Origin of the sequence: Priestia sp. BR_2 (assembly GCF_041954005.1) — a bacterium.
Taxonomy (GTDB): Bacteria; Bacillota; Bacilli; order Paenibacillales; family Paenibacillaceae; genus Paenibacillus_AQ; species Paenibacillus_AQ lautus_A.
In genome coordinates, this window is sequence record NZ_JAVFHM010000087.1 from 61,117 (window position 1) to 87,852 (window position 26,736).

The 26,736-nt window shown below is 52.8% G+C and carries 22 protein-coding genes and 1 rRNA gene; 4 read left to right on the top strand and 19 right to left on the bottom strand.

The genetic code is table 11. The features are described from left to right. Positions 1 to 3: 3 nt before the first annotated feature. From RB298_RS02420 to RB298_RS02440, 5 genes are all read right to left on the bottom strand, one after another. A complete protein-coding gene (locus tag RB298_RS02420) occupies positions 4 to 1,932 on the bottom strand; it encodes an FtsX-like permease family protein (protein WP_486045565.1) in 1,929 nt (642 codons plus the stop codon). Beyond that, on the bottom strand, positions 1,907 to 2,677 hold the full coding sequence (locus tag RB298_RS02425) for an ABC transporter ATP-binding protein (protein ID WP_012819079.1): 771 nt from the start codon (positions 2,675 to 2,677) through the stop codon (positions 1,907 to 1,909). The genes RB298_RS02420 and RB298_RS02425 overlap by 26 nt, the downstream gene beginning before the upstream one ends. A gap of 670 nt (positions 2,678 to 3,347) precedes the next feature. Continuing rightward, a complete protein-coding gene (locus tag RB298_RS02430; RefSeq protein WP_486045567.1) occupies positions 3,348 to 4,328 on the bottom strand; it encodes a sensor histidine kinase in 981 nt (326 codons plus the stop codon). Positions 4,329 to 4,331: 3 nt separating this feature from the next. Further along, positions 4,332 to 5,024: a response regulator transcription factor gene (locus RB298_RS02435; protein WP_213580257.1), complete on the bottom strand. Its 693-nt coding sequence runs from the start codon at positions 5,022 to 5,024 to the stop codon at positions 4,332 to 4,334. A gap of 61 nt (positions 5,025 to 5,085) precedes the next feature. After that, positions 5,086 to 5,820, bottom strand: a complete 735-nt coding sequence (locus RB298_RS02440; protein WP_249732860.1) for an acyl-[acyl-carrier-protein] thioesterase — start codon at positions 5,818 to 5,820, stop codon at positions 5,086 to 5,088. A 208-nt stretch (positions 5,821 to 6,028) separates the two neighbouring features. On the opposite strand from RB298_RS02440, the gene RB298_RS02445 reads away from it, so the two are divergent. After that, positions 6,029 to 6,286: a GlsB/YeaQ/YmgE family stress response membrane protein gene (locus RB298_RS02445; RefSeq protein WP_009592319.1), complete on the top strand. Its 258-nt coding sequence runs from the start codon at positions 6,029 to 6,031 to the stop codon at positions 6,284 to 6,286. Between the two features lie 161 nt (positions 6,287 to 6,447). On the opposite strand, the gene RB298_RS02450 is transcribed toward RB298_RS02445, so the two are convergent. Further along, positions 6,448 to 7,341, bottom strand: coding sequence for an SDR family oxidoreductase (locus RB298_RS02450; protein WP_375120905.1), 894 nt, complete (start codon positions 7,339 to 7,341; stop codon positions 6,448 to 6,450). 128 nt (positions 7,342 to 7,469) lie between these two features. Between RB298_RS02450 and RB298_RS02455 the strand changes: the two genes are divergently transcribed. After that, a complete protein-coding gene (locus RB298_RS02455) occupies positions 7,470 to 8,423 on the top strand; it encodes a helix-turn-helix transcriptional regulator (RefSeq protein WP_096774951.1) in 954 nt (317 codons plus the stop codon). Between the two features lie 84 nt (positions 8,424 to 8,507). Here RB298_RS02455 and RB298_RS02460 read toward each other — a convergent pair whose 3' ends face one another. The 12 genes from RB298_RS02460 to RB298_RS02515 form a co-directional block, all read right to left on the bottom strand. Beyond that, positions 8,508 to 9,479 (bottom strand): ring-cleaving dioxygenase, encoded by a 972-nt coding sequence (locus RB298_RS02460; RefSeq protein WP_012819073.1) that lies wholly within the window; start codon positions 9,477 to 9,479, stop codon positions 8,508 to 8,510. A gap of 305 nt (positions 9,480 to 9,784) precedes the next feature. Continuing rightward, on the bottom strand, positions 9,785 to 11,383 hold the full coding sequence (locus RB298_RS02465; protein WP_486045572.1) for a response regulator transcription factor: 1,599 nt from the start codon (positions 11,381 to 11,383) through the stop codon (positions 9,785 to 9,787). A gap of 22 nt (positions 11,384 to 11,405) precedes the next feature. After that, positions 11,406 to 12,749 (bottom strand): ABC transporter substrate-binding protein, encoded by a 1,344-nt coding sequence (locus RB298_RS02470; RefSeq protein WP_192569708.1) that lies wholly within the window; start codon positions 12,747 to 12,749, stop codon positions 11,406 to 11,408. Positions 12,750 to 12,764: 15 nt separating this feature from the next. After that, positions 12,765 to 14,489, bottom strand: a complete 1,725-nt coding sequence (locus tag RB298_RS02475) for a cache domain-containing sensor histidine kinase (RefSeq protein WP_036661988.1) — start codon at positions 14,487 to 14,489, stop codon at positions 12,765 to 12,767. 79 nt (positions 14,490 to 14,568) lie between these two features. Then, positions 14,569 to 15,432, bottom strand: a complete 864-nt coding sequence (locus RB298_RS02480; protein WP_009592322.1) for a carbohydrate ABC transporter permease — start codon at positions 15,430 to 15,432, stop codon at positions 14,569 to 14,571. Continuing rightward, positions 15,429 to 16,385 (bottom strand): carbohydrate ABC transporter permease, encoded by a 957-nt coding sequence (locus tag RB298_RS02485; protein WP_009592284.1) that lies wholly within the window; start codon positions 16,383 to 16,385, stop codon positions 15,429 to 15,431. The genes RB298_RS02480 and RB298_RS02485 overlap by 4 nt, the downstream gene beginning before the upstream one ends. Before the next feature lie 118 nt (positions 16,386 to 16,503). Then, a complete protein-coding gene (locus tag RB298_RS02490) occupies positions 16,504 to 17,856 on the bottom strand; it encodes an ABC transporter substrate-binding protein (RefSeq protein ID WP_090912166.1) in 1,353 nt (450 codons plus the stop codon). Between the two features lie 185 nt (positions 17,857 to 18,041). After that, positions 18,042 to 19,022, bottom strand: a complete 981-nt coding sequence (locus tag RB298_RS02495) for a beta-ketoacyl-ACP synthase 3 (RefSeq protein ID WP_486045576.1) — start codon at positions 19,020 to 19,022, stop codon at positions 18,042 to 18,044. Between the two features lie 177 nt (positions 19,023 to 19,199). Then, positions 19,200 to 20,516 (bottom strand): MBL fold metallo-hydrolase, encoded by a 1,317-nt coding sequence (locus RB298_RS02500; protein ID WP_119849966.1) that lies wholly within the window; start codon positions 20,514 to 20,516, stop codon positions 19,200 to 19,202. Next, positions 20,513 to 22,156, bottom strand: coding sequence for an ABC transporter permease (locus RB298_RS02505; RefSeq protein WP_486045582.1), 1,644 nt, complete (start codon positions 22,154 to 22,156; stop codon positions 20,513 to 20,515). Before RB298_RS02505 ends, RB298_RS02500 begins: the two co-directional genes overlap by 4 nt. Before the next feature lie 88 nt (positions 22,157 to 22,244). Further along, on the bottom strand, positions 22,245 to 23,312 hold the full coding sequence (locus tag RB298_RS02510; protein ID WP_375120908.1) for an ABC transporter substrate-binding protein: 1,068 nt from the start codon (positions 23,310 to 23,312) through the stop codon (positions 22,245 to 22,247). Positions 23,313 to 23,329: 17 nt separating this feature from the next. Continuing rightward, positions 23,330 to 24,376: an ABC transporter ATP-binding protein gene (locus RB298_RS02515; protein ID WP_486045579.1), complete on the bottom strand. Its 1,047-nt coding sequence runs from the start codon at positions 24,374 to 24,376 to the stop codon at positions 23,330 to 23,332. 172 nt (positions 24,377 to 24,548) lie between these two features. Between RB298_RS02515 and RB298_RS02520 the strand changes: the two genes are divergently transcribed. Then, positions 24,549 to 25,460, top strand: coding sequence for a LysR family transcriptional regulator (locus tag RB298_RS02520; RefSeq protein ID WP_096774943.1), 912 nt, complete (start codon positions 24,549 to 24,551; stop codon positions 25,458 to 25,460). A 159-nt stretch (positions 25,461 to 25,619) separates the two neighbouring features. Continuing rightward, positions 25,620 to 26,486 carry a hypothetical protein gene (locus tag RB298_RS02525; RefSeq protein WP_375120911.1) on the top strand — a complete coding sequence of 289 codons (867 nt, stop codon included), beginning with the start codon at positions 25,620 to 25,622 and terminating at the stop codon, positions 26,484 to 26,486. Positions 26,487 to 26,639: 153 nt separating this feature from the next. Here the strand turns inward: RB298_RS02525 and rrf are convergent. After that, positions 26,640 to 26,736: ribosomal RNA gene (gene rrf, locus RB298_RS02530) — 5S ribosomal RNA — on the bottom strand; the annotation flags it as partial.

Here is a 26,736-nt window from a genome sequence, read left to right on the forward strand (position 1 = left end):
TTTTTACTGAATGATTTTGTTGAGACGCTCCAGATAACGCCAGCGAGTAATAAAGAAATACATGATCTGGATGCTCAGGAAGAAGATGAAGATCTTCAAACTATGCCCTACGATCGAGAAGTCTACCAGCTGCTGAAGCGCAACAAAGGCAACGCCGCTATGGATGAGTGCAATAAGCATCGGCAAAAAGAACATAATGACAAGCTGCTTGGTAATGATGGTGCCAAGCTCTTTTTTGCTGAGTCCCACCTTGGCAATCATGCGATACTGCTGTTCGTCCCGGGCAAGATCCGCGTATAGCCGGAAATATACAAAGCTTGCCGCGAAGGTAAAGAACACGATGCCGACCAGGCCGCTAACCATAAGCAGAATGCCGTTCTGCTGCTGGGCGCTTTTCCAATCCAAGTACAATGACTTGAGATAATAGCTGTAGTCTTCCGGCTCTTTAAGACGTTCCTGAATCGATCTGGACACATCCCCCGTATTCTTCCAATCCTGCACGTAAAACGTATGGAATGCCGCATAACCGAATTCCTGATCCTCTTGTGCCTGGAGCACATCATTGTACAGGCGGTCGGATACGACCAGCGTATCGCCGTAGGTCGCGGGCACCGCAATGAACGTTTCGGCTTTGAGCACCTTGACGATTTCCGATGTTTTCCCGTTTATCACCTCGAATTGATCATTCCCAGGACCATCGATTCGGTAGCTGTTCTTCTCCGTGACGGTCCCCGGGGTCAGGATGCCTTCCAGGTCGCCCAATGTTTCTGACGGGTAACCCATCGACTGAATAAGACTGTTATATTCGCTGAGCTTAATCAGATTGATCCCGTTATCCGAGAATATCGGAGTAACCTCCGCCTCCTTGTACTGAAATCCGCCCTTCTTGAGCTCCTCCCTGATCATATCAAGATGACGATTCCCTTTATCAGCGTTCTCATCATTCATAGTGTACGTATAGGCATAAGGATTCTCCATGGCCGACAGGCCGGGATCCCCGATTGCAAGCGTGGTGCCGATCCCGGTAAAGGCGGATGCCGAGATGACCGATACGAGGAAGAACATCACCGCATTGTCTTTGATTCTGTACAGCAGCTCCGAGATCGTCAGCAGGTTGGTTCGGCGAAAGAAGAACCGCTCTTTCTTCTGCAGATACCGCATAAAAAACACGCTGAACTGAGTGAAGAGAAAATACGTGCCGATAATGACGAATATAACGCCGCCAAGCAGCAGGAACAGATTGAAGATTTGGAGAATGGCAAAAACCATGACCATGCCGTAACCGGTTCCGATCAGCAGGACAGCCAGCACGGCCAGCCAAGGCGATGCTTTCGGCTGCGGCTTGGGGCTTTCCTCTGCTTTCACCAGGGCGAGCAGCGTGCCCTTCCGCAGCATGAACGAGGAGAACAACGCAATCAGCAGGAACAATACGGCATAAGCCGCAGCCGTAACGATCAGCGATTCGAGCGGAAAATAAAACGGAAGTCCCTTATCCACGGCCAGCAGCTTGGCGCTGATTAGCAGGATCAGCTTGGAGAACAGCAATCCCGTTCCGATGCCGACTACGATCGCTGCAGCGCCAATCAGGATATTCTCGATGAACAGCATCCGGTTCAATTGCTTGCGGGACATGCCGAGGATCAGCAGAATGCCGAACTCCTTTTTCCGAACCTTGATGAAAGCCCCCACCGAATACAGCAGAAAGAAAAATGAAAAAACGAACACGATGTACTGGGATACCGTCATGCCCATCGTACCCAGCATGGACATGGTACCGCTGGAGGAGACCAAGCCGTCCTTCAGCTGTGGGTGAAACGACAGCAGCCCGTAGGTAAAGAAAATCATGACGGAAAAAGCACTGCTCAGGAAATGGGCAATATATGTGCGCTTGCTGCGCAGGACATTGTTAATGGCGAACTGGCGAAAATTCATGTCCCGAACCTCCCAGCAGCGATAACACGTTGATGATTTTTTGATAAAAGGCCGATTGGCTGTCGCCGTACGTGATTTCGTTGTACAACTGCCCGTCCTTGATAAACACCACCCGATTGCAGTAGCTTGCTGCCACCGGGTCATGGGTGACCAGCAGCATGGTCACTTGGTCTTCCTTGTTTCTCCGGTCCATCATTTCCATGACGTCGCGGGCCGACTTGGAGTCCAAGTTGCCTGTCGGCTCATCGGCCAGAACCAGCTTCGGTACGTGGATCATGGCCCGCGCTATCGCCGTCCGCTGCGCCTGTCCCCCCGATATTTCATAAGTCCGCTTGTCCAGTATCGATGTGATGCCCAGTTTATCGGCCAAAATGCCGACACGGCGGTTCATCTCATCCAGATCCACGCCGTCCAGCGCCAGGGGGAGCAGGATATTCTCCTTCACCGTCAGCGTATTAAGCAGGTTGAAGGACTGAAAGACAAATCCCAGCTCACGCCGGCGGAACATGGCGAGTTTATCCTGGGATAATCGGAACGGATCCTCCCCGCCGATGGTGATCTCCCCGGACGTAGGTCGGTCGATGGTGGAGATCATGTTGAGCAGCGTCGTTTTTCCGCTGCCGGAGGGGCCCATGATGCCGACGAATTCCCCTTGGTTGATGCTCAGATTGATATTGGAAAGCGCCTCGTGGGACACTGCGGCCTTATAGACTTTGCCCAGATTGCGCACGTTTAGTATTTCCATCTTGTTGTAAACCTCACTTTCGTTATTTCGTTCCTGTAAGGTTAGTGTATAGCATCGGGCGGGCCATCTCCTATCGATCACTCTTTCGCCAACCTTACATCGGTGTAAGATACATGCGCAGACCGGCTCAGGGTACGTCACTGTTGCCATTCTAAAGGCGCTTCGGGTACGTATATTAAAAAACCGCTTTGAGTACGCACTGTTGCGATTCTTAAGGCCGCTTCGAGTACGTCACTGTTTGCGATTCTAAAGGCGCTTCGAGTACGTAACGTTCCTACGATCGCTGTTGCCCCCAAATTTTCTGAACGATTACACCGAGGTGAAAATTCGGGTGCAAAGGCGACCGCTTCGCTTCTTCGGAATCGTTTCGTCCTCTTTCGCTGATGCGTGCGGATTCCTACTCCTATTTAAACAAAAGAAAAACCTTATCTCCGGGATTCATGATGTATTCAACCATCAATTACCCGAGATAAGGTGTTCTCGTAAAGTATTTAGGTGACTTATTACACCATTCCATAAGCTAAGGATAACTTAGATATAGTCTGACTGCCCCTCCTCAAACGCCTATATCCATCCGGTTATCTTGATCTTAGACAGCCTCCAACTCACTTGACAACAAAAGCCTTCGCCAGTCAAACGCCAACAGGACTAACTATTGCCAGTCTCACCCTCAGAAAATCAGCCTCACGGTCGTTCCTCTTCCCGGCTCGGATTCCAGCTCGATTTGGTGGTTCATTTTATGGACCACTTCTTTGACGAGATACAAGCCCATGCCGGTGGATTCCTTCAGCTTGCGGCCGTTTTCCCCGGTATAGAACGGGTCGAACACCCGCTTCAAGTCGGATGGCGGTATGCCCATTCCCCGGTCCGTGATCTCCAGCACCACATGGCGGTGGTCCTCCGTCCGGCTGGCCTGGATCGTCACCTTAAGCCCGGTTCCGGCAGAATATTTAATGGCGTTGGACAGCAGCTGCAGCATGATGAACCGAAGCCATTTGGCATCCGTCTGAACGGTGAGATCCGAATCGATCCGGACCTCCGGATACACATGACTGTGAATAAAATAACGCTTGTTCTCGTGCACCGCCTCGACTGCCGCCTGATGAAGCTTCACGGGCTCCACGCTGAAATCCTGCTCGAAGGTTTCGAGCCTGGACATGTAGAGCACCATCTCCAGCCCGCGCCGAATCCGGTCGGATTCCTCGGATAAACTCTTGAAGGCGTCGTTATCATCCTCCTGCGTGATCATCTCAATGACGGACAGCGGCGTTTTCATCTGATGCACCCACTGATTCATGAAGATCATATGCTCTTTCCGCCGGCGCTCCCACTCTTCCATGACCGTGCGGTATTGACGGTACTGCTCTTCCATAAGCTCGCTAAGGGCCGTAGGCAGCGGGGCCGACTCGTTATGCTTGATCGATTCCTCCAACGACCTGATGGGCTGCGACAGCCGCTCATAGAAATCCCGGTGCGTGAAATACCGGAATGCCAAGTACCCGCCAAGAATGGTCAGACCGAGGAAAACGGCATAAGCCGCTGTCACCGGATGATCATAGCCGTCATACCAGAATACGAGCAGCACCACGAACAAGGCCGCGGTTACAAACAGAATGAGGGGCAAATGCTCACGCCAAAACAGCTTCTTCATTGCCTACCTCTTCCATACGGTATGCAGCCTGTACCCCGAACCGCGAATCGTTTCCAGCGCATTCTCAATCCCTAACTCCCCTAGCCGTTTCCTCACCCGGTTAATATTCACGCTGAGCGTATTATCGTCCACGAACGTATCGTCCCACAGCTTCTCCAGAATCGTCTCGCGCGTCACTAGCCGGGGGCTCCGGCTCAGCAGCGTTTCCAGAAGGACCGTTTCTTTTTTCGTGAGCACGGATGTCTGATCGTGAAGAGTCAGCTCCATCCGTTCGGGATAGAGGACAAGCCCGTCCTTCTCCACCGTACGCTCGGCGGATGCTGCCGCATAGTCGCCGTATACGCGGCGCAGCTGGCTGTGGATTTTGGCGATGACGATATCGTAAGCAAACGGCTTGGTGATATAATCATCCGCGCCGTTCTCCAAGGCCCGGAGCTGATCCGGCGTCCCGTTACGGGCCGAGATGAATATAATCGGGCAGGTCGATACCGACCGGATCTGGCGGCACCAATAATATCCGTCAAAGCTTGGCAGGTTCACGTCGAGAAGAACGAGATGCGGCTTTATCTCATGGAACTGCTCCAGCACATGATCGAAATCCTCGACGATGTTTCCTTCATTTCCGTACCGTTCGATATGCGATTGCAGCAGCCCCGCCAGCTTGGGGTCATCCTCAACGATCATGATTTTGTACATCCGTTCACCCTCCATGAAGCGTCAGGCCGCTCTCTCCCCTCCGAAAGAACAACCTGATGGTTTATGATCCCCTAACGATAGCCGCTTCAAAAAAGTTGGTTCCGTCCGGCGCTGTGCCCTGCACGTACACCCGATTATTCTCCTCGGCCGAACGCTTGATCACCATCGTATCCTTCAGTCTGGCCTCGTTATGGTATGTAATTTTGAAGCCGGTCACTCGCCCTTCCCGAAGTTCCTGCTCATCCAGCACGTCAAAGCACAAATCCGCATACCGGGCGTTATTCAAATGGCCGTTCGTATCGATTCCACTATACCGGACCGTATACGTATACGCATCATCCAGCAGTACCCCTTCAGGCAATACGGCTTTGCTTGGCAGCTCTCCAACCGTTTCCTGACCGATCGGCACCTCGTACGGAAACATGGACGGACGCAGAATTTTCCGTTTATGAATGTCCACCAGCGCCCATACCGAGCGGCCCTCGCCCAGCAATTCCCCATCGCCGTTCTTGATCCGATAATCCCGATGCCACAGCGCCCCTTTGGACCCGCGGCTCCAGGTGTCCACATATACGGTTTCCATATCCCTTGGCATCCGCCGCATCTCAAGCTCCAGCGTAATCAGCATCCAGCCCATGCCCCGCTCGATCATTTCCTCGCGGCTGATTCCCAGCGCCTCAATATGCCGGTCAGCCGCTCTCTGCAAAATACTGAGCAGCGAAGACCATCGGCAGTCTCCCTTAAAGTCTGCGTCAACGGATTGAATGGTATATTCTTCTGTCCATTTTTCTATCATGAGTCCCATGCCAGCTCCTTTATTTTCTCAACCTAACCACTCTCTTCAAGCATAATCAAAAAAACCGCATTTATCAAAGAACGAAGCAGCCTATCACTACGTTGGAAAATAATGATTTTATCCAAGTTGCTGGTCAATCCGGTTTAAAAGTCACGTCTTTGGTTAATAGTAAGGCACAAACAACTATAACTTATACGAGGTGATAAACATGAGTTTTCTTTGGTCATTAATCGTTGGCGGTATCATCGGATGGATTGCTGGTTTGATTATGGGCAGAGACATCCCCGGCGGTATCATCGGTAACATCATTGCTGGTTTCGTCGGTGCTTGGCTGGGCGGACTTCTGCTCGGATCCTGGGGACCGGAAATGGGTGGATTCTACATCCTGCCTGCGTTGATCGGTGCCGTCATTCTGGTCTTTATCGTCAGCCTGATCATGGGTTCGATGAGACGCGGCCGCTCATAACCACTTGAAATTGAACGTTGATGCGTAGTTTCTGCGATTGTTCCGCTATGACATGGTTTAGACGTACTTACAGCGGTATTCGCAAGTGCAACGGACAATTTCCGTAACAAAACAGGGTGACCTATTCGCCATCATGGCATAGGTCACCCTGTTTTACATGTTTAAGTAATGGGAAGTCCCTGCTTCTTCGCGTAATTGCCCCAATGCGGCTTACGCCCGTCAATGTCGCTAAACCCGTATTCATCCGATAAGTCCCAGCTGGTCAGCGCCTTCCCGCTCTTGTCGGAAACATCCGGATCGGCTGCCAACGCCGCGACCGCCTGCCCAAGAAAATATGGGGTCTCCGATTCGATGAAATGCGGTTCTTGTGCCGTGGCATCCCGCCAATTTTCTTCCGTAACGCCGAAGTGATCCAGCATTTGCTCCGAGCGCAGAAATCCCGGCGTCACGGATAGTGCGGTTACCTGATAGGGACGCAGCTCTTCCGCCATGGCTGCGGCCAGATGAATCGCCGAAATTTTTGCCAGGCTGTAATACAAATTCCCGCGATACCGGTACGTCGAGCCGTCCGTGACCTCAATGACCAATCCGCCGCCGTTCTCCACCATCAGCGGAACGCCGTAATAACTCGTGATCATATGCGCTGTCACTGCCCGCTCCTGCATCAGCAGTCCATCGGACAGAAATTGCTCCCAGAACGGAATATTCCAATGCGTCAGGTTCTCGCCGCCCCATATATCATTGACGAGGATGTCCAGCCGGCCTTGCTGCTCTTCACGAATGCGTTCAAACATCGCTTTCACTTGCTCTTCCACGGTATGGTCGCATTGCACGGCAATGCCGGTGCCGCCCCGGTCCGTCACCATCTCCGCCGTGTCGTCAATCGTCTCGGTCCGCTTGATATCCGACGCTTGGCCGCGTACGCTCCGTCCCGTGCAATACACCGTTGCCCCCGCGGCACCCAGCATCACCGCAATGGCGCGGCCTGCTCCCCGGGTCGCTCCGGCCACGACGGCGATTTTTCCTTGCAATGGCTTAGGATCATTCTTATTCATAGCGCTACCTCCAACTATATACTGAAGTATCTCAACGCCTTCATCGTATCAGACATATATGACATCCGTTGTCTTATATCCATGCTACAATACAATTAACTTCTATAGATACAGAGAGGTGACATAACTTGAGGGCGGATCGTCTATTATCCATTATGCTGATGCTTCAGAACGGGGGGAAGAAGAACACCCGTTATCTGGCGGAGCAGCTTGAGGTATCGGAGCGCACGATTATACGCGATATGGAAAGCTTGAGCTCGGCGGGCATCCCCGTGTATGCGGAAAGAGGATCCCAGGGCGGGTGGGTGCTGGAGGAGAGCTATCGAACGAACCTGACCGGCATGACGCCGGACGAGCTCATCTCCCTGCTGGTTTCCAGCCACAGCCCGCTGATCGGGGATTTGGGGATCCGTAAACAGTTTGATGCTGCCTATCAAAAATTATTGGCTTCCTCCCCACGCTCCATTCGGCAGGATGCCGAAATCATTCGGGAGAAGATCCATATCGATGGCGCAGGCTGGCACTCCTACCGCGAATCGCATCCGTATCTTACGGTTTTGCAGGAGGCGCTGTGGTTGGATCGCATCATGGATATCCAATACATGAAAGGAGAGGAACGAGTCGAAAGAAGGATTCATCCGCTCGGGCTGGTTGCCAAACGGAGTACCTGGTATGTGGTGGCCGAATCCCAAGGCGAGCTGCGAACCTATCGCGTATCGAGAATCGTGGATGCCGTCATGTCCGAGGATACATTCCAGCGTCCGGCCGGTTTTAATCTAGCCGAGTATTGGGAGGAGTCGCTGGCACGGTTCATGCAAAATCTCCCGCAGTATCCCGCACAGGTTCGCATGACCGTCGATCTGATCAAACGCTTTGAGCGGGAGCGGTACGTAAAAATACTCCGATGCGATATGGATAACCAGCACGACGGGTGGATAACGGCCGATTTGGAGTTCAACACCTTGGAATCGGCTTCGGCATTTCTTCTAAGCTGCGGGGCGGAAATCGAGGTGATGGCCCCCCAAGAGCTTAGGGAGCATGTCAGCATAACGGCAAATGCCATATCGCGGCTATATGAATAGATCAAATTAAAACACCGGGCAATCGCCCCAAAACAGAGGCTTACCCGGTGTCGTGTGTATTGCGTGACGCGATGTGCGCCATTTTCATTGAATCGTATGGAGAGGCTTCAGGTTGGCTTCGATCTGTTCCCGCTTCGGCTCCAGAAACGGCGGCAGCGCAAGGGACTCGCCGAGATGGTCGATATGCTCATCCGTGTCAAAGCCCGGACCATCGGTAGCTACCTCGAACAAAATACCGTTAGGCTCCCGGAAATACAAGGAACGGAAGTAAAAGCGATCGACAAATCCCGAATTCGAAAAGCCCACATCGCCGATCCGGTCAATCCAGGACCGAAGCTCTTCCTCGTCCTCGACGCGGAATGCAACGTGATGAACGCCGCCGCGGCCAAGCCGCTCCTGCGGAAGATCCGTTCGTTCCTCCACATGCACTTCCGCTCCCGTACCGCCTTCTCCCGTCTCAAAGACCAGGATATCGGGCTGCCCGTCTACTGGCGAAGCATAGTGCCCTTTGTAGCGGAAGCCCATCAGCTCCGTCAATACCTTCACAGTCTGCACTGGATTAGGCACGGTCAGCTGCACCGGGCCTAAACCGATGATGGCGTATTCCGCCGGAACCGGCCCCTTTTCCCATGGAACGCCGCCTGGTACTCCCTCGTTATGTTCATCCGAAACGAGAATGATGCGCTGGCCCTCGAAATCCCTGAAGAGAAGGGTCAATCGGCCCGCACGTTCCTTGATCTCCTCGCGTTCTACGCCGTGCTCGTCCAATCGCCGGGTCCAATATTCCAAGGCGCGGTCGTTCGGCACGCGCAGGGATGTCGCCGAAATGCTGTTGTTTCCCTCACGGGTCCGGCCGGCCATCGGAATTTCGAAGAAGGTAAGCTCCGTGCCTGGATTTCCTTTTTCGTCGCCATAAAACAGATGATATACCGAGACATCGTCCTGGTTCACCGTCTTCTTAACCAATCGCATGCCCAGAACCTTTGTATAAAATTCGAAGTTCCGCGAAGCCGCAGCCGTTAACGCGGATACGTGATGAATTCCTTTAAACTTCATGACTTCAACCTCCATTTATCGTTTTTTTCGTTATTAATAGCATGTTAACCATCTTCAATATTCATAGTTGCCTTCTGATTCGGGAGCAGCTTCGTTCTTCGCTGGCTTCTTTACGTTTGCTTAATCTCAGTTTAGTATTTAAACCTTAAATCGTCAAGTCTTAATATTAAGATATTTAAAATAAAAATAACAGAACTCCTTTTCCCCGATCGAACCCGGAAAAATGGATCTGTTATTCATTCCCTCCTATGTTGAATACTATCCGCAAAATATCCGATTTCAATATCATGGGATCAAGGTCCGTTTTATGTTTTGGAGACCGCCTCTTCCCGATACTCGGATGGCGTTTTCCCCGTGATTTTCTTAAATACCTGGGTGAAATATCGCGGATCCTGATACCCTACCAGCGGCGCTACCTGGTACACCTTCACGTCCGTATTCAGCAGAATGCTCTTGGCCTTCTCGATCCGGCACTCCGTCAGGTACTCCAGAAACGTATAGCCCGTCGTTCCCTTAAACAGCGTGCAGAAATGGCTAATGCTCAAATCCGCCAGCTCCGAAACCTCTTCGATGGTCAGATCCTTCTGGTAATTCTCCGCGATATACTCCTTAGCTTTGCCCATCACGGCTTGAACATTGTCTTTGACCTGCCCGGACCGGCTTTCGGCAATCCATTTGCTGAAGTGACTCTTGATGACGTCCATCAGCTGCTGAAGCGTGCCGGATGCATGAAGCTCCTGCAGCAGTTCCTCCAGCGACCACTCAAACAGCACCTTCATATGCTCAAACTGCCGATACAGCACGACGCTCATCTCCAGCAGCACCCGCTCGGTCATCTCCCTGCTGAACGCATGCTCCTCGATATAAGCCTTGGTTTCGTCAAAAAGCTCCAGAAGCCGCTCCTTATGAAGCGTGCGGATGCTTTCCACCATGAGCGACTCCAGATGCTTCGGATACTTCGCTTCGCTGGCCGTTTCCAGCACCGAATCGGGCGCCCCGAGAAACACGCCCTCTTCCCCGGAATAAAACCGCTGGTACAATGCGCGCACGGCCGTCTCGTAAGCCGTTCCCAAGCGGTCGATGCCGGCCATGCTGGGACTGAAGCCGACCGAGCAGGACAGCTTCGTGTTCCGCTTGATCAATTGCACCAGATCCCGGCCGATATCCTCCTGCCGCTCCTTCGTCAGGTTCGGAAACAGCAGCACCCATTCCCCGCTGCGGAAAGGAAATACCGTCAGCCCGCCATGCTGCAAGGACCACTCCTCGAGGACGTTCCGTACGGCAAACAGCCACAGGCGCTTCTCGTCCATGCTCCACAGCTCGTTAAGCCGCAAATATTGATCCAATTGAATGACGGCCATCGTGTATCCATGCTCCAGCTCGCTGTCCTCCAGCCACTGCATATGCTGCAGGGGACTACGGTTCCCTTCGATGAATTCGGTCAGCATCCGCTCCCGGGCCAGCAGCGACAGAACCTTGATCGAGTGGAGCATCTGGTCATCCGCAATCTGCTTCTCCAGCGTTCTGGCCGCCCTGGCAATCGTTTCGGTCAGTTCATCGTGGTCGATCGGCTTCAGCAAATAATCGAAAGCCCCTTCGCGCAGCGCTTCCCTCGCGTATTCGAATTCGCCGTACCCGCTGATGAAAATAATGATTCGTCTTGCCTGATCCGCCTTCAGTTCCTTCATGAGCGTAATGCCGTCCATCCCCGGCATCCGAATATCGCTGATAATGATATGCGGCGACACTTCGCGCGCCAGCTTCAATGCGCCGTCTCCGCTCTTGGCCTCCCCAACGACCTCCAGATCGAGCTCATCCCATGGAATAGCCGCCTTCAGGCTGCGCAGAATGATCGGCTCATCATCGACCAGCATGACTCTGAATTTGCCTTCCGATCCGCCCATGACGTTCCCCCCTGTCTCCTGTTTACTCTGCTGCCGTATTCCGCCTAAGCTTCCAATACCGGACCGAGGACTTCTGAATTTGCTCCAATGCGCCGGCAGCATCGATCCGTCCTCCAATCATATCCTCGATCACCTTAAGGAACGAACTGTTCACCTCGGGTGATAACGTGTTGTCGTAAGGCAGAAAGGTGCTCGTGGATTCCTCCATCAATTCCGTGACTTGGGCAAAAACGGGCCCGGTTTTCTTCGAATCATAGTCAATCTTCATCGAAGGGACGCGCAGCCCTTCATACACCAGCCGAGTCTGCACCTCCGGGGTATAGAACATGCCCAGCAGCTCCAGAGCCGATTGCTTTTTCGTTTCATCCAAGTCCGATGACAGCCCGATGCCGATCGTATATCCCCCTGCCAAGGAGCGTTCTTCGCCGGGAAAAAGCGACGGAAAGGGAATGACGCCGATCTCATTCTGAAAATCCGGGTAATCCTCATTCTGCAGCAGCGTGATATCCCAGCTGCCGTTCATATACATCGCCGCTTTTCCTTCCGTGAACTGGGCAATCGCTTCTTCTGTGGAAAGATCGTTTGCGTTCGGACTGAACGCCCCTTCTTCGATCCACAGCTCCAAGTGCTCAAACGCCTCCAAATACGACTCTTGCACAAAGCTGGCCTGATCATCGCCTTCAACCAGGCGGTCAATCAGTTCCGGCCCGGCGTAGCGATCCATGAAATAATGGGCAAAAATTCCCGCCGGCCACCTGTCTTCGTTGCCGACCGCAAAGGGGATGATGTCGTTCTCCCGAAGGACACGAATAGCTTCGTCCATCTCTCCCAGCGTCTTCGGAGGCTCCAGCTTCAGCTGCCGGAATAAAGCCCGGTTATAATAGATCGGCTCTGCGTGTCCCTCGAAGGGCAGGCCATAGATCCTGTCCTCGAAGGTCCAATGGTGCAGATCCTTGAACTGCTCCTTCAATCCGGTATCCTGCAAAAAATCCGTTAAATCCATCAACCGGTTGGATCTGGCATAAGGCACGATCTCGGCCCCTCCGAACAAAACAAACATATCCGGCGGCGTGCCGGTCACCATCTCGCTCTTCAGCTTTTGTTCCCGGTGAATCGTCTGATCGATGCTCTCGAAGTTCACCTTTACGTTTGGATGCGCTTTCTCATAAGTGCGGACGATGCTCTCGAATACGGCCAGCACCGGCTTGTCATGCTCTTTGTTCCAGAAATGCCGGAACGTTAGCGTGATTTTCTCGGGCTGTTCCTCCTGGGCCGGTCCCTGATTCTGTACCGTCACCCACACGACAGACAGCGCCAACAGAGCGGCATATCCGACGATCCAGCCCCAATTCCAAAACCATCTCACCCTGCAGCCCCCCTGTCATGTCAGTATTTTCGGTATTCGAATTCGTATCAAGGAGCCGTAACCCGGGGAGGAACAGATCATCAGGCCGTAACGGCTGCCAAACCGGATCCGCAGCCTTTCATGGACATTCTTCAATCCGACCCCGTTCTCGCGGTACTTTTTGAGCTGTCCCGGATCCGAATTCCACAGCTTCATCAGCGTTTCCGGATCGAAGCCCGGACCGTTGTCCTCCACGTCAATCACGATATCCTCGCCGTTCTCGGACACCCGGATGGAGATGAGTCCGCTCTCCTCCATCGGCTCGATCCCGTGATATAAAGCGTTCTCAACAATCGGCTGAACGATCAGCTTTTGCGTTACGTAGTGCCTCAGTTCATTCGGAAGCTCAATGCCGTAATCGAATTTTTCCTCGAACCTGAATTTCTGTATCCGCATATAATGCTGGACATGCTCCAGCTCCATGCTGAGGGGGATAAGCTCATGATGCTCGCTGATGCTGATACGCAGCAGCTTACCAAGCGAAACCACCATCTTGCTGATATCCTTATTGCCCTGAAGCACGGCCATCGAATTGATCGATTCCAGTGAATTATAGATGAAGTGCGGATTGATCTGAGCGACCAGCGCCTGCAGCTCCGCTTCCTTTTTTCGTGCTTGTTCCGTCTCGACCTGCCCAATCAGCTCCTGGATCTGGGTGCTCATCCGGTTAAAGCCGTCGATCAACAAATCCGTCTCGTCCTCCGCCACGTTATGCGACGGGATCGGAACGAAGATGCCCTGCTTGACGCGCTTCATTCCGTTCACCGCGCTAATGATGCTGCGCACCATTCTGCGCACAAAAAAACGGTCGAACAGGAACGCCGACACGAGCGAGATCAGTCCCAGGATCAAGGCTAGGTTGCGAATCGGGACCGATTCGGCCGAAATCAGTTTGCTTGGCGTGATGGCGACCAGAAACCAATCTTTATTATGGGAAGGTGAATATGTGATCAGCGATTTTTCGCCTGCATATTGATCGATGTAGTAGCCTTTTCCATTCGTCTTATAACTATCCGAGAGAAACGGGAATTCCGTCCGCTCCCCGATATGCCCGCCTGACTTGCTGAACACGATGTGCCCCTGCTGGTTGACCAGCAAAATATCTCCCTGCTTCAGCGTTGCCGCCTCCCAGAACACCTGATCCAGGAGATCCGGCTTCACGTAGATCACCACGGTTCCGATATCCTCCAGCGAGTAATAGTCCTTGATGACCCTGGATTGAATCAAAACGGGAGCGCCGTCAGCCGCAGAGCCGTTCTCGCCGGGTCCGACCCATACGGGACGCCCCTCCGCCTTCTCCACCGCTTCATACCATGCCTGCTGCCTCAGTTCCTGAAGCTCCATTCCGCCATTTGTGTTATACATCAACCGGTCATTCGAATAAAAAGCAAACGACGCAATCATCGGATGATTGATCAGATTGTTGATCTCCTGCCGCCGTTCATAGGTAACCGCGTATTCCGGCTGTTTCAGCATCTGCTGAACCGATTGCTGGGTAATCGCCGAGTTCGAAATCGTCGTGATTTCGTTCAAGGCGAACTTCAGTTTCCGATCCGTTTCCAGGAGCGAAATCCAGTAGAAATCATTCGACTTCTTCTCCATCGCTTCCGAAAAGCTGTAATAGGATACCCCGCCCAGCGCGATGACCGGAATGAAGACCAGAAGAATAATAGCCAGCAATATCTTTCGGCGGAGTTTCATGGATCCTTCCTCCCTCCACTCTACTATGTCTATTATTCTTCATGACAGGCCGCATTCCTTGTCGACTTCACCTTGCTTGTTAACTTTTTATGGCGCCTGATGTCAATCCGGCGATGACCCATCGGCTGAACAACAGAAATACGATGAGAAGCGGCAGCGTCGCCGTGAAGGTGGCCGACATGATCATGCCGAAATCAAGGCCGTCCTTATTGGTGAACAATTGCTGCAGCGCAATTTGAATGGTGTAATTCTCTCTGTTTTTCAATACGACGAGCGGCCAGAAGAAATCATTCCACACGTTCATGAAGTTCAGAATCCCGAGCGTGGCCATCGCCGGGGTAACAACGGGAATGGCAATGTTCCAGAAGATCCGGAAATGTCCGCCGCCGTCGATCCGCCCCGCTTCGATCAGCTCGGTATGAACGGCAGAGGCGATGTACTGCCGCATCCAGAAGATGCCGAAGGCATTGACCATGGCCGGCACGATCAGCGCTTTGTAGCTGTCGATCCAGTGCAGCTTGGCCATGATGACGTATTGTGGAAGCACGCCCAGCTGGGCAGGCACCAGCATCGTGGCAATGACAAAAACAAACAGCGTCTTTTTCAGAGGAAACTCATACTTGGCAAAAGCATAACCCGCCAGCGTGCAGAGGAACACAACGGACAGGGTCACGGCCGTAGACACCACCACCGAGTTCATCAAGGCCCTGAAAAAATCCGTCCGCTCCAGCACGCGCGCGAAGTTATCGAAAAACTGCGTGCCGGGCGTAAGCAGCGGCGGAATGTGAAATGCCGCATCTTTGTCATTGGTAGCCACGACAAACATCCAGTAGAACGGGAAGACCGAGACCAGCGCGCCAAGGACCATGAAAAGATAGAAAAAGAATTTCGCGACAACACCGGGTTCATCCGGCTTTTTTCGGCTTATGGCGACTGTGCTCATGCTTTTTTACCTCCCGAATCTTTGCCTTCGCGGCCCAATATCATATTTAATACCGAGAACAGAATGGTGGCGATGAACAAGAGAACCGCCGTTGCCGCAGCCGTACCGAAGAATCCGTTCTTAAATGCTTCGTTATACAAATAGGTGACCATCGTGACCCCTTCCTGACGCGTAGAACCCGTGCCGGACTGACCGAGGAATACATAAGGCTCCGTAAACAATTGGAGCGCGCCGATCGTCGATACCAAAGTGACGAACAGAATGAATGGGCGAAGAAGCGGCAGCGTGATATAGAGCAGCTGCTGGCCTCGGGTGGCCCCGTCGATTTTGGCCGCTTCATAAATATCGGTCGGAATGCTCTGCAGCCCCGACAGAAAAATAATGGCGTTATAGCCCATCCACCGCCACATGACCATGGACGATATGGCGATTTTGACTCCCCACCAGCCGGAGTTGAACGGCACGCTTTCCGCACCGAAGGTGTTCAGCAGCCAGTTGACCATCCCGTTGTTTCCGAACATCGTACTGAACACCAGCGTCACCGCAACGATGGAGGTGATGTTCGGCATAAAATACAGGATGCGGAACGTGTTCTTGAATCTGTTCAAGGCCGAGTTGAGCATAACCGCAACAAATAATGCCACAATCAGCTGCGGCACGGTTCCCATCAGAGCCATTATGAGCGTGTTGCTAAATGCGATCCAGAAGGTCGGGTCGCTTGTAATAAGCTCGTAATTCTTGAAGCCGACGTATTTCATCGGTCCGAGCGCATCCCATTTGAAGAAGGACAAATAGATGGTAAACAGGATCGGATACAGACCGAAGATTGCGAACAATATAAAGAATGGCGATATAAACGTATAAGCCGTAAACCGGCTTCGCACGGTCTCCGTCAACAAGCGCCGCCTTTGCGGCACCGGTTGCGGCGATTCTGCCGTTGCTGTGTCTGCCATGATGCACCTCCAGGTAGGTAAGGATAAATCCGAACCCGAGCGAAGGGCGCTTTATCCCTTCTCGGGTTCGGACGGTTATTGGATATGAACGGGAGCTGGAATGATCCTTCTGTTTAACCTAGCTGCGATCGACCAGCGTCTTGATTTGCTTCATTGCGCTTTCCCATTCTTTTTGCGGGTCGGCCTTTTTCTCCAGGACGTTTTTGAGCGCGTTTTTGATGATCGTGTCGGTCTGGTCATGAAGCGGTCCGTAGTAAACCGGCTTGATGCGTTCCGCCGATTTGGCATACGCTTCGGAAATGACCTGGCCGCCGAAGAATTCGTCCTTCTCTTCCGTGAACGAAGGCTCGCTATACACCGCCGGGATGGACGGGAACAAACCGCTGTCCTTAAACGATTTCAGCTGATTTTCCTTGTTCAGCACCCACGAGATGAATTCGTAAGCTTCCTTCGAATGTTTGCCTTCCTTCGGCAGGGTCAGGAACGAACCGCCCCAGTTGCCTGCTCCTTCAGGAAGCTGGGCAATCTGCCATTTGCCTGCGGTGTCCTTCGCATTGCGGATGGTACCGGCAATCCAAGCCGGACCGAGCATAACGCCGAAGTCGCCGTCATTGATCGCTTTTTGCCATTCAGGAGACCATAGAATCCAGTTGCCGATCCAGCCTTCCTGAATTCCTTTTACCGTAAAGTCGTAAGCTTTTCTCACTTGCGGGTTCGTATCTCCGATAAAAGAGCCGTCCTCTTTGTTGAAGTAGATTTGATCCGGGGATTGGTCACGCACCCCGTTGTAGACCAGGTCCGTCAAATCGGCGAAAGGCTTTCCTGTTTTGCTTGTGAAATCCTTGGCCACGCTGGCGAATTTGTCCCATGAATCGATCGCAGCGCTGAAGCCGTCCGGATCGGTTGGCAGTCCTGCTTGCTCAGCCAGATCCGTACGGTAATAGACGACCGTAGGGCCGATGTCTGTTGGCAGACCGAGTTGGAAGGTGCCGTCGACCGATGTGGCCTGCTTCCATTTCCACTCCAGGTAGTTGCCCTCTAAGTCTTTGGCGCCGAGGTCGTACAGGTTATAGAACTTATCCTGGTTATTGATGAAGCGCTCCATGAAGGCAATTTCCAGCTGGAAAATGTCGGGTGCGCCAGAGCCCGCGGACAACGCCGTCGTCAGATTGTTGTGGTGCGCCGTTTGGTCCGACGTATTCTGGAATTTGAACGTGATGTTCGGATGCTCTTTCGTATATTCCTTTGCCAGATCTTCATAGTTGGTCGTTCCGAGCGACCAGAAGGAGAGCTCGATTTTCTCTGTGGACTCGGTTCCTTCTTTCGTATTGTCCGTTCCTTCATTGCTGCTGCCTCCCCCCGGAGATTCAGCCGTACTGCTTCCGTTTCCGCCACCGCCTCCACATGCGGCCAGCGTGAACACCATGATGACACTCAGGAGCAGCAAGCTCCATGATTTAAACCTTTTCATTCTTCTACCCCTCTTCCATGGAACGTATTTTTCTTCTTTAGTCTAATGAAAGCGGCGCCAAATTTTGAGGAGGCAAACTTTCGAATTTGAGTTGAATATATTACGATTCACGTACATCTCGAAAAATCGCAGCACTAAAAAACCGCATATCGAATATCGATAGCGGTTTAAATAGCTTAGATTTGTCATATCGTCCATTTGACGATGGAACCCGCGTAGGTCATGCCTCCGCCGAATCCGTAGAGCAGTGCGTGGTCTCCCGCTTTCAGGCGCCCTTCGTCGACGGCCAGCTGAAGCGCAAGCGGAATGGAAGCTGCCGATGTATTCCCCCGGTACTCGACGCTGGTCAAGGTGCGGTCCATTGTAAACTGCCCCCGCTCGTTAATCGCCTCGATCATGCGGAGATTGGCGCTATGCGGAACAAACCAATCGACTTCGTCCGCGGTCATGCCCCCTTTGGACAAAAGGGCCCGGACGCCGTCTGGAATGTTCCGAATGGCCCACTTATAAATCTCGCGGCCATTTTGGACAAGGCATCCGCTCTTTAATTCCGTACCGTCCATTTGCTCGGAGAGAGCGGTTTTATACAAATGAATGCCGCCTTCGCCAAAAGTGCCCGAGACGGAAGCGATGATCCCCGCCGAAGACTCGTCTCTCTCCAACAATACGGCACCTGCGCCATCCCCAAACAATACGCATGTCGTTCGGTCGGTGTAATCCGTAATCTTCGATAGCGTTTCCGCGCCGATAACCAGAATTTTACGGTAGGCTCCCCCGGATATCAATCCGTCAGCCATCTGCAGCGCATATACGAATCCGGCACAGGCGGCATTCAGATCCAGCGCACCCGTGCTTGCGATGCCCAGCTTCGATTGCACTCGGGAAGCGGTACTGGGAAAAGAGTACTCCGGCGTGCTCGTGGCCACAAGAATCATATCCGCATCCTGCACAGTAACGCCATACCGTTCAACCATATCCTCCACAGCCTTAATGGCAAGATCGGACACGTACTGATCGGGAGCCGCAATCCGGCGTTCCCGCATGCCTGTTCGCTGGACGATCCACTCATCGCTCGTTTCCACCATCTTCTCTAAATCCGCATTCGTTAAGATCCGTTCAGGAACGTACGTCCCGATTGCCGTTATTCTCGACTTCGATTGGCTCATCATTCCCACCTCCAATTTTATAACCATTATAACACCAAGTATTAGGACTTGGTACTAATTAATTTTTTATATATGATTATTACAGCCTTCACCATCTTCGCCCCGATCTAAACACGCGGTCCCTCTTACACGAAAAAACCTTTATCGTTTAAAGCGATAAAGGTTCTCTAATTAGAATCAGAAACAGACTTCCTCACCAATCGACATGGAATGTATCTGGATGCGGGGATCCCGCAATTCGTCTGTCAGACAGGCTTGCAGCCGGTCTGTTTCTTCCTTGTCCGCATGGACAAGCACGGTATGCAGCGCCGGCACGCCGGTTATCATCCGACGAACGTCCGCCAAGCCTTGATGTACCTTATACCTGATTTTCCTGACAGAGCAGGCCCCGTACGACGCCGGATGTTGAAGGAGACGATGTCCAAAGGTTCCCTGTGAAACATGACCCGTCAGCAGAACCAGATTTCGGATATCGCCCGACATCTGCTGATAGTACCACTGCGCAAGCTTCGACTGCATCATCCCGTCGGTTACGAACCATAGCGAGGCCCCGTGCGTCTGAAGCAGCGACTCGCGTTCCGTTTCGCTGGCAGGCATGATCCAATCGTTCCGGTTCAGCACAAGCTCCAACTGCTTTCTTAATTCCAGGCCGGAATCCTTCTCGCGAAGCCACTCCGAACGACGCCGCAGTCGCTTCATCCCTTCGATCAGCGGCGCTTCGATCACGATCGGCACGTTTCTCCATTTTCGGTATGCCCACACAATCATTTCCTGCCCTCGGCCTGCGGCCGGAACCGGCAGCAGCACCTTCCCGCCGCTATGCAGCGTGCTCTCAATCTGCTGCTCCAATTGCCTCAGCTTATCGGCCTGGGAGTTCGGGTCGGTCCCGTAAGCCGCGTCCACGATAGCCAGGTCCAGCAGCGTGGAAGAAGGCTTATCTGCCAGAGCCGGACTATCATCCTCAAGCAGCAGAGATTCCGACGTATAATCGCCTGAATAGAAAATCCGTTTTCCTTCCGCCTCTACGAGGAACCAGACGGCCCCGACCATATGGCCGCTTCGCCCCCACATGACCTTTACGCCGGGAAACGCTTCAAACCATGTCAGCCTATCGCCCTCTTCCTCCAGATACCGATAGCGGATCGCCAGCTGATCCTCCTCCATATAGGGAAGCACCGCGCCGACTCTGGCGGTATACTCCTTCCAAGAGGCAAAATAGGCGGTTAACTGCGCCGCCGTCTCCCGGGTCGTCCATACCTCCCCTTTATATCCAAGCCGGTAGAGGAGCGGTATCGCCACCGAGTGATCCTCGTGGGCATGGGACAGAAAGACCGCATCCAGCTTTGGCACCTGCTCTTGCTGGATCATGGGATAGTCTCCCGCTCCTTCTTTTTTGACGCCGCAATCCAGAAGCAAATGTACCTGGCTGCCGTTTAGTAAATAGGCGGAGCGGCCATGCTCTCCCGCACCGCCCCACACCGTCAGTTTCATCATGATGCATTCCACTTTCTTTTAGAATTCAAAGCTTCGACCAGCAGCAACAGCAGCACTGTCATGCCGACGGAGACAACGGCCATGGCCATCCCGAGCGATACCTGCCCCTGCTCGAACTGGGCAAAAATATACGTAGCCGATGTCTGCATCGACGGCGGCAGAATGAGCAGTGACCCGACCAGCTCCCGTGACGCTATGGTGAACGTCATGATCCATCCCGCCAGCATTCCGGGCATAATCAGGGGCAGCAAAATTCGCCGCAGGATGAGCAGAGGGCCGCCGCCGAAGACTTGACCCGCCTGGAACAGGGTGCTGTCAATCTGCGTAAAGCTGGCTTTTACGTATTGGACCGTGTATGGAAGAAACAGCACGACGTATGTCAGCACCACCATCCCGTACGTATTGTAGAGCGTCACCGGCATCCAAGGCGCATTCCAGAGCAGGATCAGACCGACTACCATGACGATGCCGGGCACCGTATTGGGCAGGAGGCTCAACAGATCGATGACCCGCTGCATCCGCGCCTGGGACTTGCCGATCGCTAGGGCAAAGCCGGTACCCAGCAGAACGGCAACCGTTGATGCTGCAAGCGACAAGCCCAGACTGTTACCGAGTGCCTTCTGGCTGACGGAACCCCAGGCCAGCAGTTCCTTGTAATGAGCTAGCGTCAGATTATCCAAGGACAATCCGGCTCCCCTGAGCTTCATCAAGGACGCCGCAATAACGGAAAAGTAAGGAATGCCGACGGATAATATCAGCAGCAAACCGATATATAGCGCACAAATGGCACCTCTGCCCCCGCGCAGCGAATACCGTTTGGCACGTTGGCCTTTGCCGCCGACCAGACGGTAAGTAAACCTTCGGCTGATCGTAGACTGCATGTACCACATCACCAGGCATACCGACAGGAGAACGGAGGCAAGCGAGGTCGCTTTTCCGAAGTCGATGGGCCAGCTTGAGATGTATTTGTGAATTTCCGAGGTCATTACATAATAGCCGATCCGGCGGCCGAACGTTGCCGGGGTGCCGAATTCCGCAATCGTTTTGACAAACACCAGCATGGCACCCATGCCGTAGGAAGATAAGAGCAGCGGCAGTATGATTCTTCTAAACCGGTATCCCGCGCTTGCGCCATGAACGGCGCCGGCCTCCTCCAGATTCCCCCCGATCCGGATCAGGGCGTCCCGCAGCAGCAGGTAGAGAAACGGGAACAAGTGCAGGCTCATGATCAGCACCATTCCCCCGAAGCTGAAGAAGGAATCGCTCCATCCGGCTGCTCCCGGAAGCCACTGCTGCAAATATCCGCCCTTTTGCATAAACAGAATCCAGCCCATCGAACCGATATAGGGCGGGGTCATGAACGGAATCATCAGAATCACGTCAACCCAACGATGCTGTCCCAGCCGGGTTTTTGCCATCATCCAGGCAAGCGGCAGCGCGAGCAGCGTCGATCCTGCCACCACGCATACCCCCAGCCAGATGGATTGCAGCAAAATGCCGGACAATTCATGGCCCGCAATCGTCCGTATCGGTGCCAGCCAATCGAAGTGCTGATCGGGGTATACGCTTTGCCAGAAAATAAGCAGCAGCGGCAAACCAATGCTAAGGCTAAGAAGAAAAAGGGCGAGAAGCACGCCCATTTTCCATAAAAATCGCGGACTGTCCATGATGACTGGTCTCACTGCGGTTCACCTCACATTGCCTTCCTGTGGTTCGCTTGTATGCGATCTACTTAAATACATCGGAAAAACGGGCCGCGGTCTCATCCCCATGATCGTTCATCCAAGCCCAATCCACTTCAAACACCGGAATATCCTTCAGATTGGTCCGGCCTTCGGCCTCCACATCCTCACGACCCGGGATCAGATAGGCATCCGCCACCAGCTTCTGGGCTTCGTCCGACAGCAAGTAGTCGATGAAGGCCTTGGCATTATCCACATTCGGGCTGGATTTCAAAATCGCCGCCGGTCTTGGGCTTACGACGGTCCCTTCCTCCGGATATACGATGTCAAGCGGCTCGCCCTTGGCTTTGGCCGAATACGCCATGTAATCCACGCCTGCGGCAACCAAACTCTTGGCACCGGTGATCACCGGGTCCAGCGCTTCCTGATTCGCTCCTGCCATGGCGGTACCGTTCGCTTTATAGCTTTCGAACAGCTCCCAGCCCGCGTCGCCCTTCACGCTCAAATAGCCCGTGATAAAATCAAGTGCCGATCCCGACAGCGTCGGATCCGGAATATTGACCGCATCCTTCCACTCCGGCAAACCCAGATCCGCCCAGCTTTGAGGCGGCGCAGAGACCAGATTGGTGTTGTATACAATCCCGAGCGCCGATGCGCTTGTGCTGAAATAGTTTCCTTCCGCGTCGGACCAATCCTTGTTCAGCTTGTCGGCATTGGCTGCTTCAGGATAAGGCAATGTCAGACCATCCGCCTTCAACGCCTGTGCGGAAGGGAGTGAAGCCAGGATGACCACATCCGCGACCGGATTCGATTTTTCCGCTTCCATCCGTGCCAGGATTTTGCCGGTTGTCCCTTGGAACATCTCTACCTTCACACCCGTCTTGGCCTCAAAGCCGCTCACGATATTGTCGGCCAGCTTTTGAGGGCCTGCGCTGTACAGAACGAGCTTGCCACCGGCAGCAGATGCATTTCCAGATACCAACGGGCTGCCGCTATCCTGTGCCGGCTTGGCTGAATCGCTATTCGTCGAGCTCCCGCATCCAAACAAACTCAGGCTCATGACGGATGCCAACAACAGCACCGCGCCTTTCTTGCGTAACTTCAATCGACTCATTTCTCCCCAACTCCCCTTCATCCTAAGCCTGCAGCAGCAGGCGCGCGTTTTGTTTTATTTGGCTGCGCATTCTTTGTGTTCCTATCATGAAACGGTTCTTCACCCATCCGGCAGATCGACCGGGGAGACACGTACAGATTCACGCGTTCTCCAACAGTTGTCCGCTTGTCGAGATAAGCGGTCCACGGATCCAAGCCGTCCACCTGCAGGCGAATTTCATATCGCTCGCCTACATAGCTGACGCTTAGAACGGTTGCCTGAAAGCATTCGTCCTCCTCGCTTGTCCTTTTCCAGGCCACATGCTCGGGCCTCACCATCGCCTGATCGTCCGTCAACCAATTGGACTTGCCGATAAAAGAAGCCACAAACGGATGGCTGGGTGCTTCATATATCGTCTCTGGGGTTCCACGCTGAAGTACTTTCCCCTTCCGCATCACCACGATTTCATCCGACATCGACATGGCTTCCACCTGATCGTGAGTGACATAAAGCGCAGTCAGCCCCATGTCCTTCACCAGCGACATCATTTCGATCCGCATCTCCTCCCTTAGCACGGCATCCAATGCACTTAGCGGTTCGTCCAACAGAACCAGGGCTGGACGGATCGCTACCGCTCTGGCAAAAGCAACCCGCTGCTGTTGTCCGCCGGACAGCTGGTGCGGGTAACGGTTCTCCATCCCTTCCAAGCGAACCATGGCCAGCGCTTCGGTTACTCGCTGCCTGAGATTCGCTTTAAGCTTAGCCGCCTTCAATCCGAATGCAACGTTCTCGTATACCGTCATATGCGGCCAGAGGGCAAAATCCTGGAATACCATCCCGAAATTGCGTTTATGCGCCGGAACGTCAATCTTTTTGTGCTTGGAATAAATACACTGATCTGCCGCATAAATTTCTCCTCCGTCCGGCTGCTCCAGCCCGGCGATCATCCGTAACAGCGTGGTTTTGCCGCAGCCTGACGGCCCGAGCAATGTGGTGAATCGACCATGACGCAGCTTTAAATCGGTAGGAAGCAGCGCGGGTGTGCCTTCAAATGATTTATGAATCCCCCTGATTTCAATATCCATTTTCGATCCCTGCCTGTCTTCTTAAGCTGTTTCCAGTGTAAGGCTCACGTTTAAGCGTTGTATTAGATAAATGTAAAACAGGAATTAACTTTTTGTTTGAATTCTGTTGATACTCATAGATTAAATCTATATAGAGAGATAAATAAGGAGCATACAGGGGAGAGATGAACGAATGAATCTGATGAAGCTGCAAATTGTGGAGCTGATCGAACGCCATCATCATATGACTGCCGTGGCAGAGATACTTGGCATTAAGCAGCCGACGGTTACTTTTCATATGAAGTCATTGGAGGAGGAACTGCAAGTAAGACTGTTCGAGTCCCGAAGCGGAAAAACATTTCTCACCGAGGCCGGACAAGCCCTGCTCCATTATGCGATAAAAATAAACGCGCTGGCCAAAGAGTCTGAGCGGGTCGTCCGTGAATACGACAGCTTATATCGGGGAACGCTGCACATTGGAGCCAGTTATGTCCCTGCAACCTATCTGCTGCCAGGGATCTTGAATACCTTTTCGCATGAGTTTCCCGGCATACGGATTTCCTTGTCTGTCAAACCTTCGCCGGTCATTCGCGACATGTTGGGAAAGCACCAAATTGACCTGGGCATTATATCATCGGAGCCCTTCACGGGTCCGAGCCTGCAGGCCGAGCCCTTGTGCAAGGATGATCTGTCCCTGATATGTTCACCGGGCCATCCCCTGGCTGCATCGGATAACCCGCAGCCCGAGCAGATCATTCGCAGCCCCTTTGTCCTTCATGGAACCGAGTCCAGCACAAGGCAGTTGACCGATCTGTGGCTGCAGCAGCATGGTCTGCATATGCGGAGTCCCGTGGAGCTGGACTCGCTGGAAGCGATAAAACAACTTGTGTTATTGGGGAATCATGTTTCCTTTATGTCGCGCATGGCAGTGCAGCGAGAGTTGCGGCAAGGGATGCTTAACGTCATGCCTATTCCCGGCCACCGGGCATCCAGGCATATATACTGCGTCCATAATAAGGACCGTCTTCCTTCCGTGCAAATTCAGCGTTTTCAGGAGGTTTTGCGGGAGATGGGCCAACAACTGGAGCAAGCTATGTGGGAATAGGAGATGCCTTCTGGTTCCCAGCAGAGGAATTAACAAAAAATGTATGCAAGTATTCAATTATTCTATATAGATTTGATACAGTCAGCCCTTCCCGTTAACAGCTCGTAATTAATCGGCGTTTAAAGTTAGCTGTGTACCTAAATCCATTTCATGGGAGTGATGGAATTGAAAAAATGGAAACAGCTGACGTTGTCATGTATGGTGGGATTTGCGATGCTGGGAAGCGGATTATCCGATTTTAGCGCCTCCGAAGTTTCGGCCGCTGCTAATGCCGTGCCTGCCTATGAAGTGAAATTCCTTATCAAACCCGAAGCCGTGCTGGAAAACGGCGGCAGCCCTCGGAGTGAAGTCATTCAGACGTTCGGTTTGGCTTCTGCTCCCCAAGCCATCGGCGTAGCTTACTATGACACGGACCATTTGGGGTTGAATGCCGAAGGCTGGGATGTCCGTTTTCGTAAAAAAGAGGACAAGGATAACTATGAGCTTACTTACAAGAAACGGTATCCCATCGTAAATGGAGATATCAACGCTGCGCTCAGCTTGGCAAATCAGGAAGGCTTTGATGCATCGGATGACAATTACGAGGCCGAGATTGATTGGGGTTATGGCAAACAAACGCTTAGTTTCTCCAACACCAAGAAGGTAAGTACGAGTGCAACCGGCACGGTGCTGCCATCCGAGCAGGACTCCCTTGCACTGCTGCTGGATAAATTGCCAGGCAAGCTTAATAAATGGTCCGCTCCGAATTGGGGACAACAACAGCTTTCACTGTCCCGCATCCATGGACCTCTGACTTTCCAGCGTTATGAAGGATCATGGAATGGCCAGAAAATGAGTCTGGAAGTTTGGCCGATTCGTACTGCAGACGGTACAGGTACCGAGAATCTGATCGAAATCTCATTCAAAACAGACGATGTCGCGACAGCCTCCCAGCTCCGATCCCAGCTGATGGACTCACTGGAGTCTCACGATTGGCTGCTTCCTGTCGACGGTTTGAAGACACAGCTGATACTGGAAAGATATTAAGCTAAGCAAACATATTAAATATGGAACCTTATGATAAAGAAAAGAAGGGCACCCACATTCGGGTGCCCTTCTTTCTGATGATTGTTGATTACGTTTTATGTGTAACCATAAAGACCGCTATCGATTACTCGATAACGGTCTTTATGGTTGTTCGCTTGGCGACGTCCTACTCTCCCGGGACCCTTCGGTCCAAGTACCATCGGCGCTGGAAGGCTTAACGGTCGTGTTCGGTATGGGAACGCGTGGAACC

Excerpts from the sequence above, each read along its gene's own strand:
- RB298_RS02420 (WP_486045565.1), bottom strand. The coding sequence starts at position 1,932 with ATGAATTTTCGCCAGTTCGCCATTAACAATGTCCTGCGCAGCAAGCGC.
- RB298_RS02425 (WP_012819079.1), bottom strand. The coding sequence starts at position 2,677 with ATGGAAATACTAAACGTGCGCAATCTGGGCAAAGTCTATAAGGCCGCA.
- RB298_RS02430 (WP_486045567.1), bottom strand. The coding sequence starts at position 4,328 with ATGAAGAAGCTGTTTTGGCGTGAGCATTTGCCCCTCATTCTGTTTGTA.
- RB298_RS02435 (WP_213580257.1), bottom strand. The coding sequence starts at position 5,024 with ATGTACAAAATCATGATCGTTGAGGATGACCCCAAGCTGGCGGGGCTG.
- RB298_RS02440 (WP_249732860.1), bottom strand. The coding sequence starts at position 5,820 with ATGATAGAAAAATGGACAGAAGAATATACCATTCAATCCGTTGACGCA.
- RB298_RS02445 (WP_009592319.1), top strand. The coding sequence starts at position 6,029 with ATGAGTTTTCTTTGGTCATTAATCGTTGGCGGTATCATCGGATGGATT.
- RB298_RS02450 (WP_375120905.1), bottom strand. The coding sequence starts at position 7,341 with ATGAATAAGAATGATCCTAAGCCATTGCAAGGAAAAATCGCCGTCGTG.
- RB298_RS02460 (WP_012819073.1), bottom strand. The coding sequence starts at position 9,479 with ATGAAGTTTAAAGGAATTCATCACGTATCCGCGTTAACGGCTGCGGCT.
- RB298_RS02465 (WP_486045572.1), bottom strand. The coding sequence starts at position 11,383 with ATGGGCGGATCGGAAGGCAAATTCAGAGTCATGCTGGTCGATGATGAG.
- RB298_RS02475 (WP_036661988.1), bottom strand. The coding sequence starts at position 14,489 with ATGAAACTCCGCCGAAAGATATTGCTGGCTATTATTCTTCTGGTCTTC.
- RB298_RS02480 (WP_009592322.1), bottom strand. The coding sequence starts at position 15,432 with ATGAGCACAGTCGCCATAAGCCGAAAAAAGCCGGATGAACCCGGTGTT.
- RB298_RS02485 (WP_009592284.1), bottom strand. The coding sequence starts at position 16,385 with ATGGCAGACACAGCAACGGCAGAATCGCCGCAACCGGTGCCGCAAAGG.
- RB298_RS02490 (WP_090912166.1), bottom strand. The coding sequence starts at position 17,856 with ATGAAAAGGTTTAAATCATGGAGCTTGCTGCTCCTGAGTGTCATCATG.
- RB298_RS02495 (WP_486045576.1), bottom strand. The coding sequence starts at position 19,022 with ATGAGCCAATCGAAGTCGAGAATAACGGCAATCGGGACGTACGTTCCT.
- RB298_RS02500 (WP_119849966.1), bottom strand. The coding sequence starts at position 20,516 with ATGATGAAACTGACGGTGTGGGGCGGTGCGGGAGAGCATGGCCGCTCC.
- RB298_RS02505 (WP_486045582.1), bottom strand. The coding sequence starts at position 22,156 with ATGGGCGTGCTTCTCGCCCTTTTTCTTCTTAGCCTTAGCATTGGTTTG.
- RB298_RS02510 (WP_375120908.1), bottom strand. The coding sequence starts at position 23,312 with ATGAGTCGATTGAAGTTACGCAAGAAAGGCGCGGTGCTGTTGTTGGCA.
- RB298_RS02515 (WP_486045579.1), bottom strand. The coding sequence starts at position 24,376 with ATGGATATTGAAATCAGGGGGATTCATAAATCATTTGAAGGCACACCC.
- RB298_RS02520 (WP_096774943.1), top strand. The coding sequence starts at position 24,549 with ATGAATCTGATGAAGCTGCAAATTGTGGAGCTGATCGAACGCCATCAT.
- RB298_RS02525 (WP_375120911.1), top strand. The coding sequence starts at position 25,620 with ATGGAATTGAAAAAATGGAAACAGCTGACGTTGTCATGTATGGTGGGA.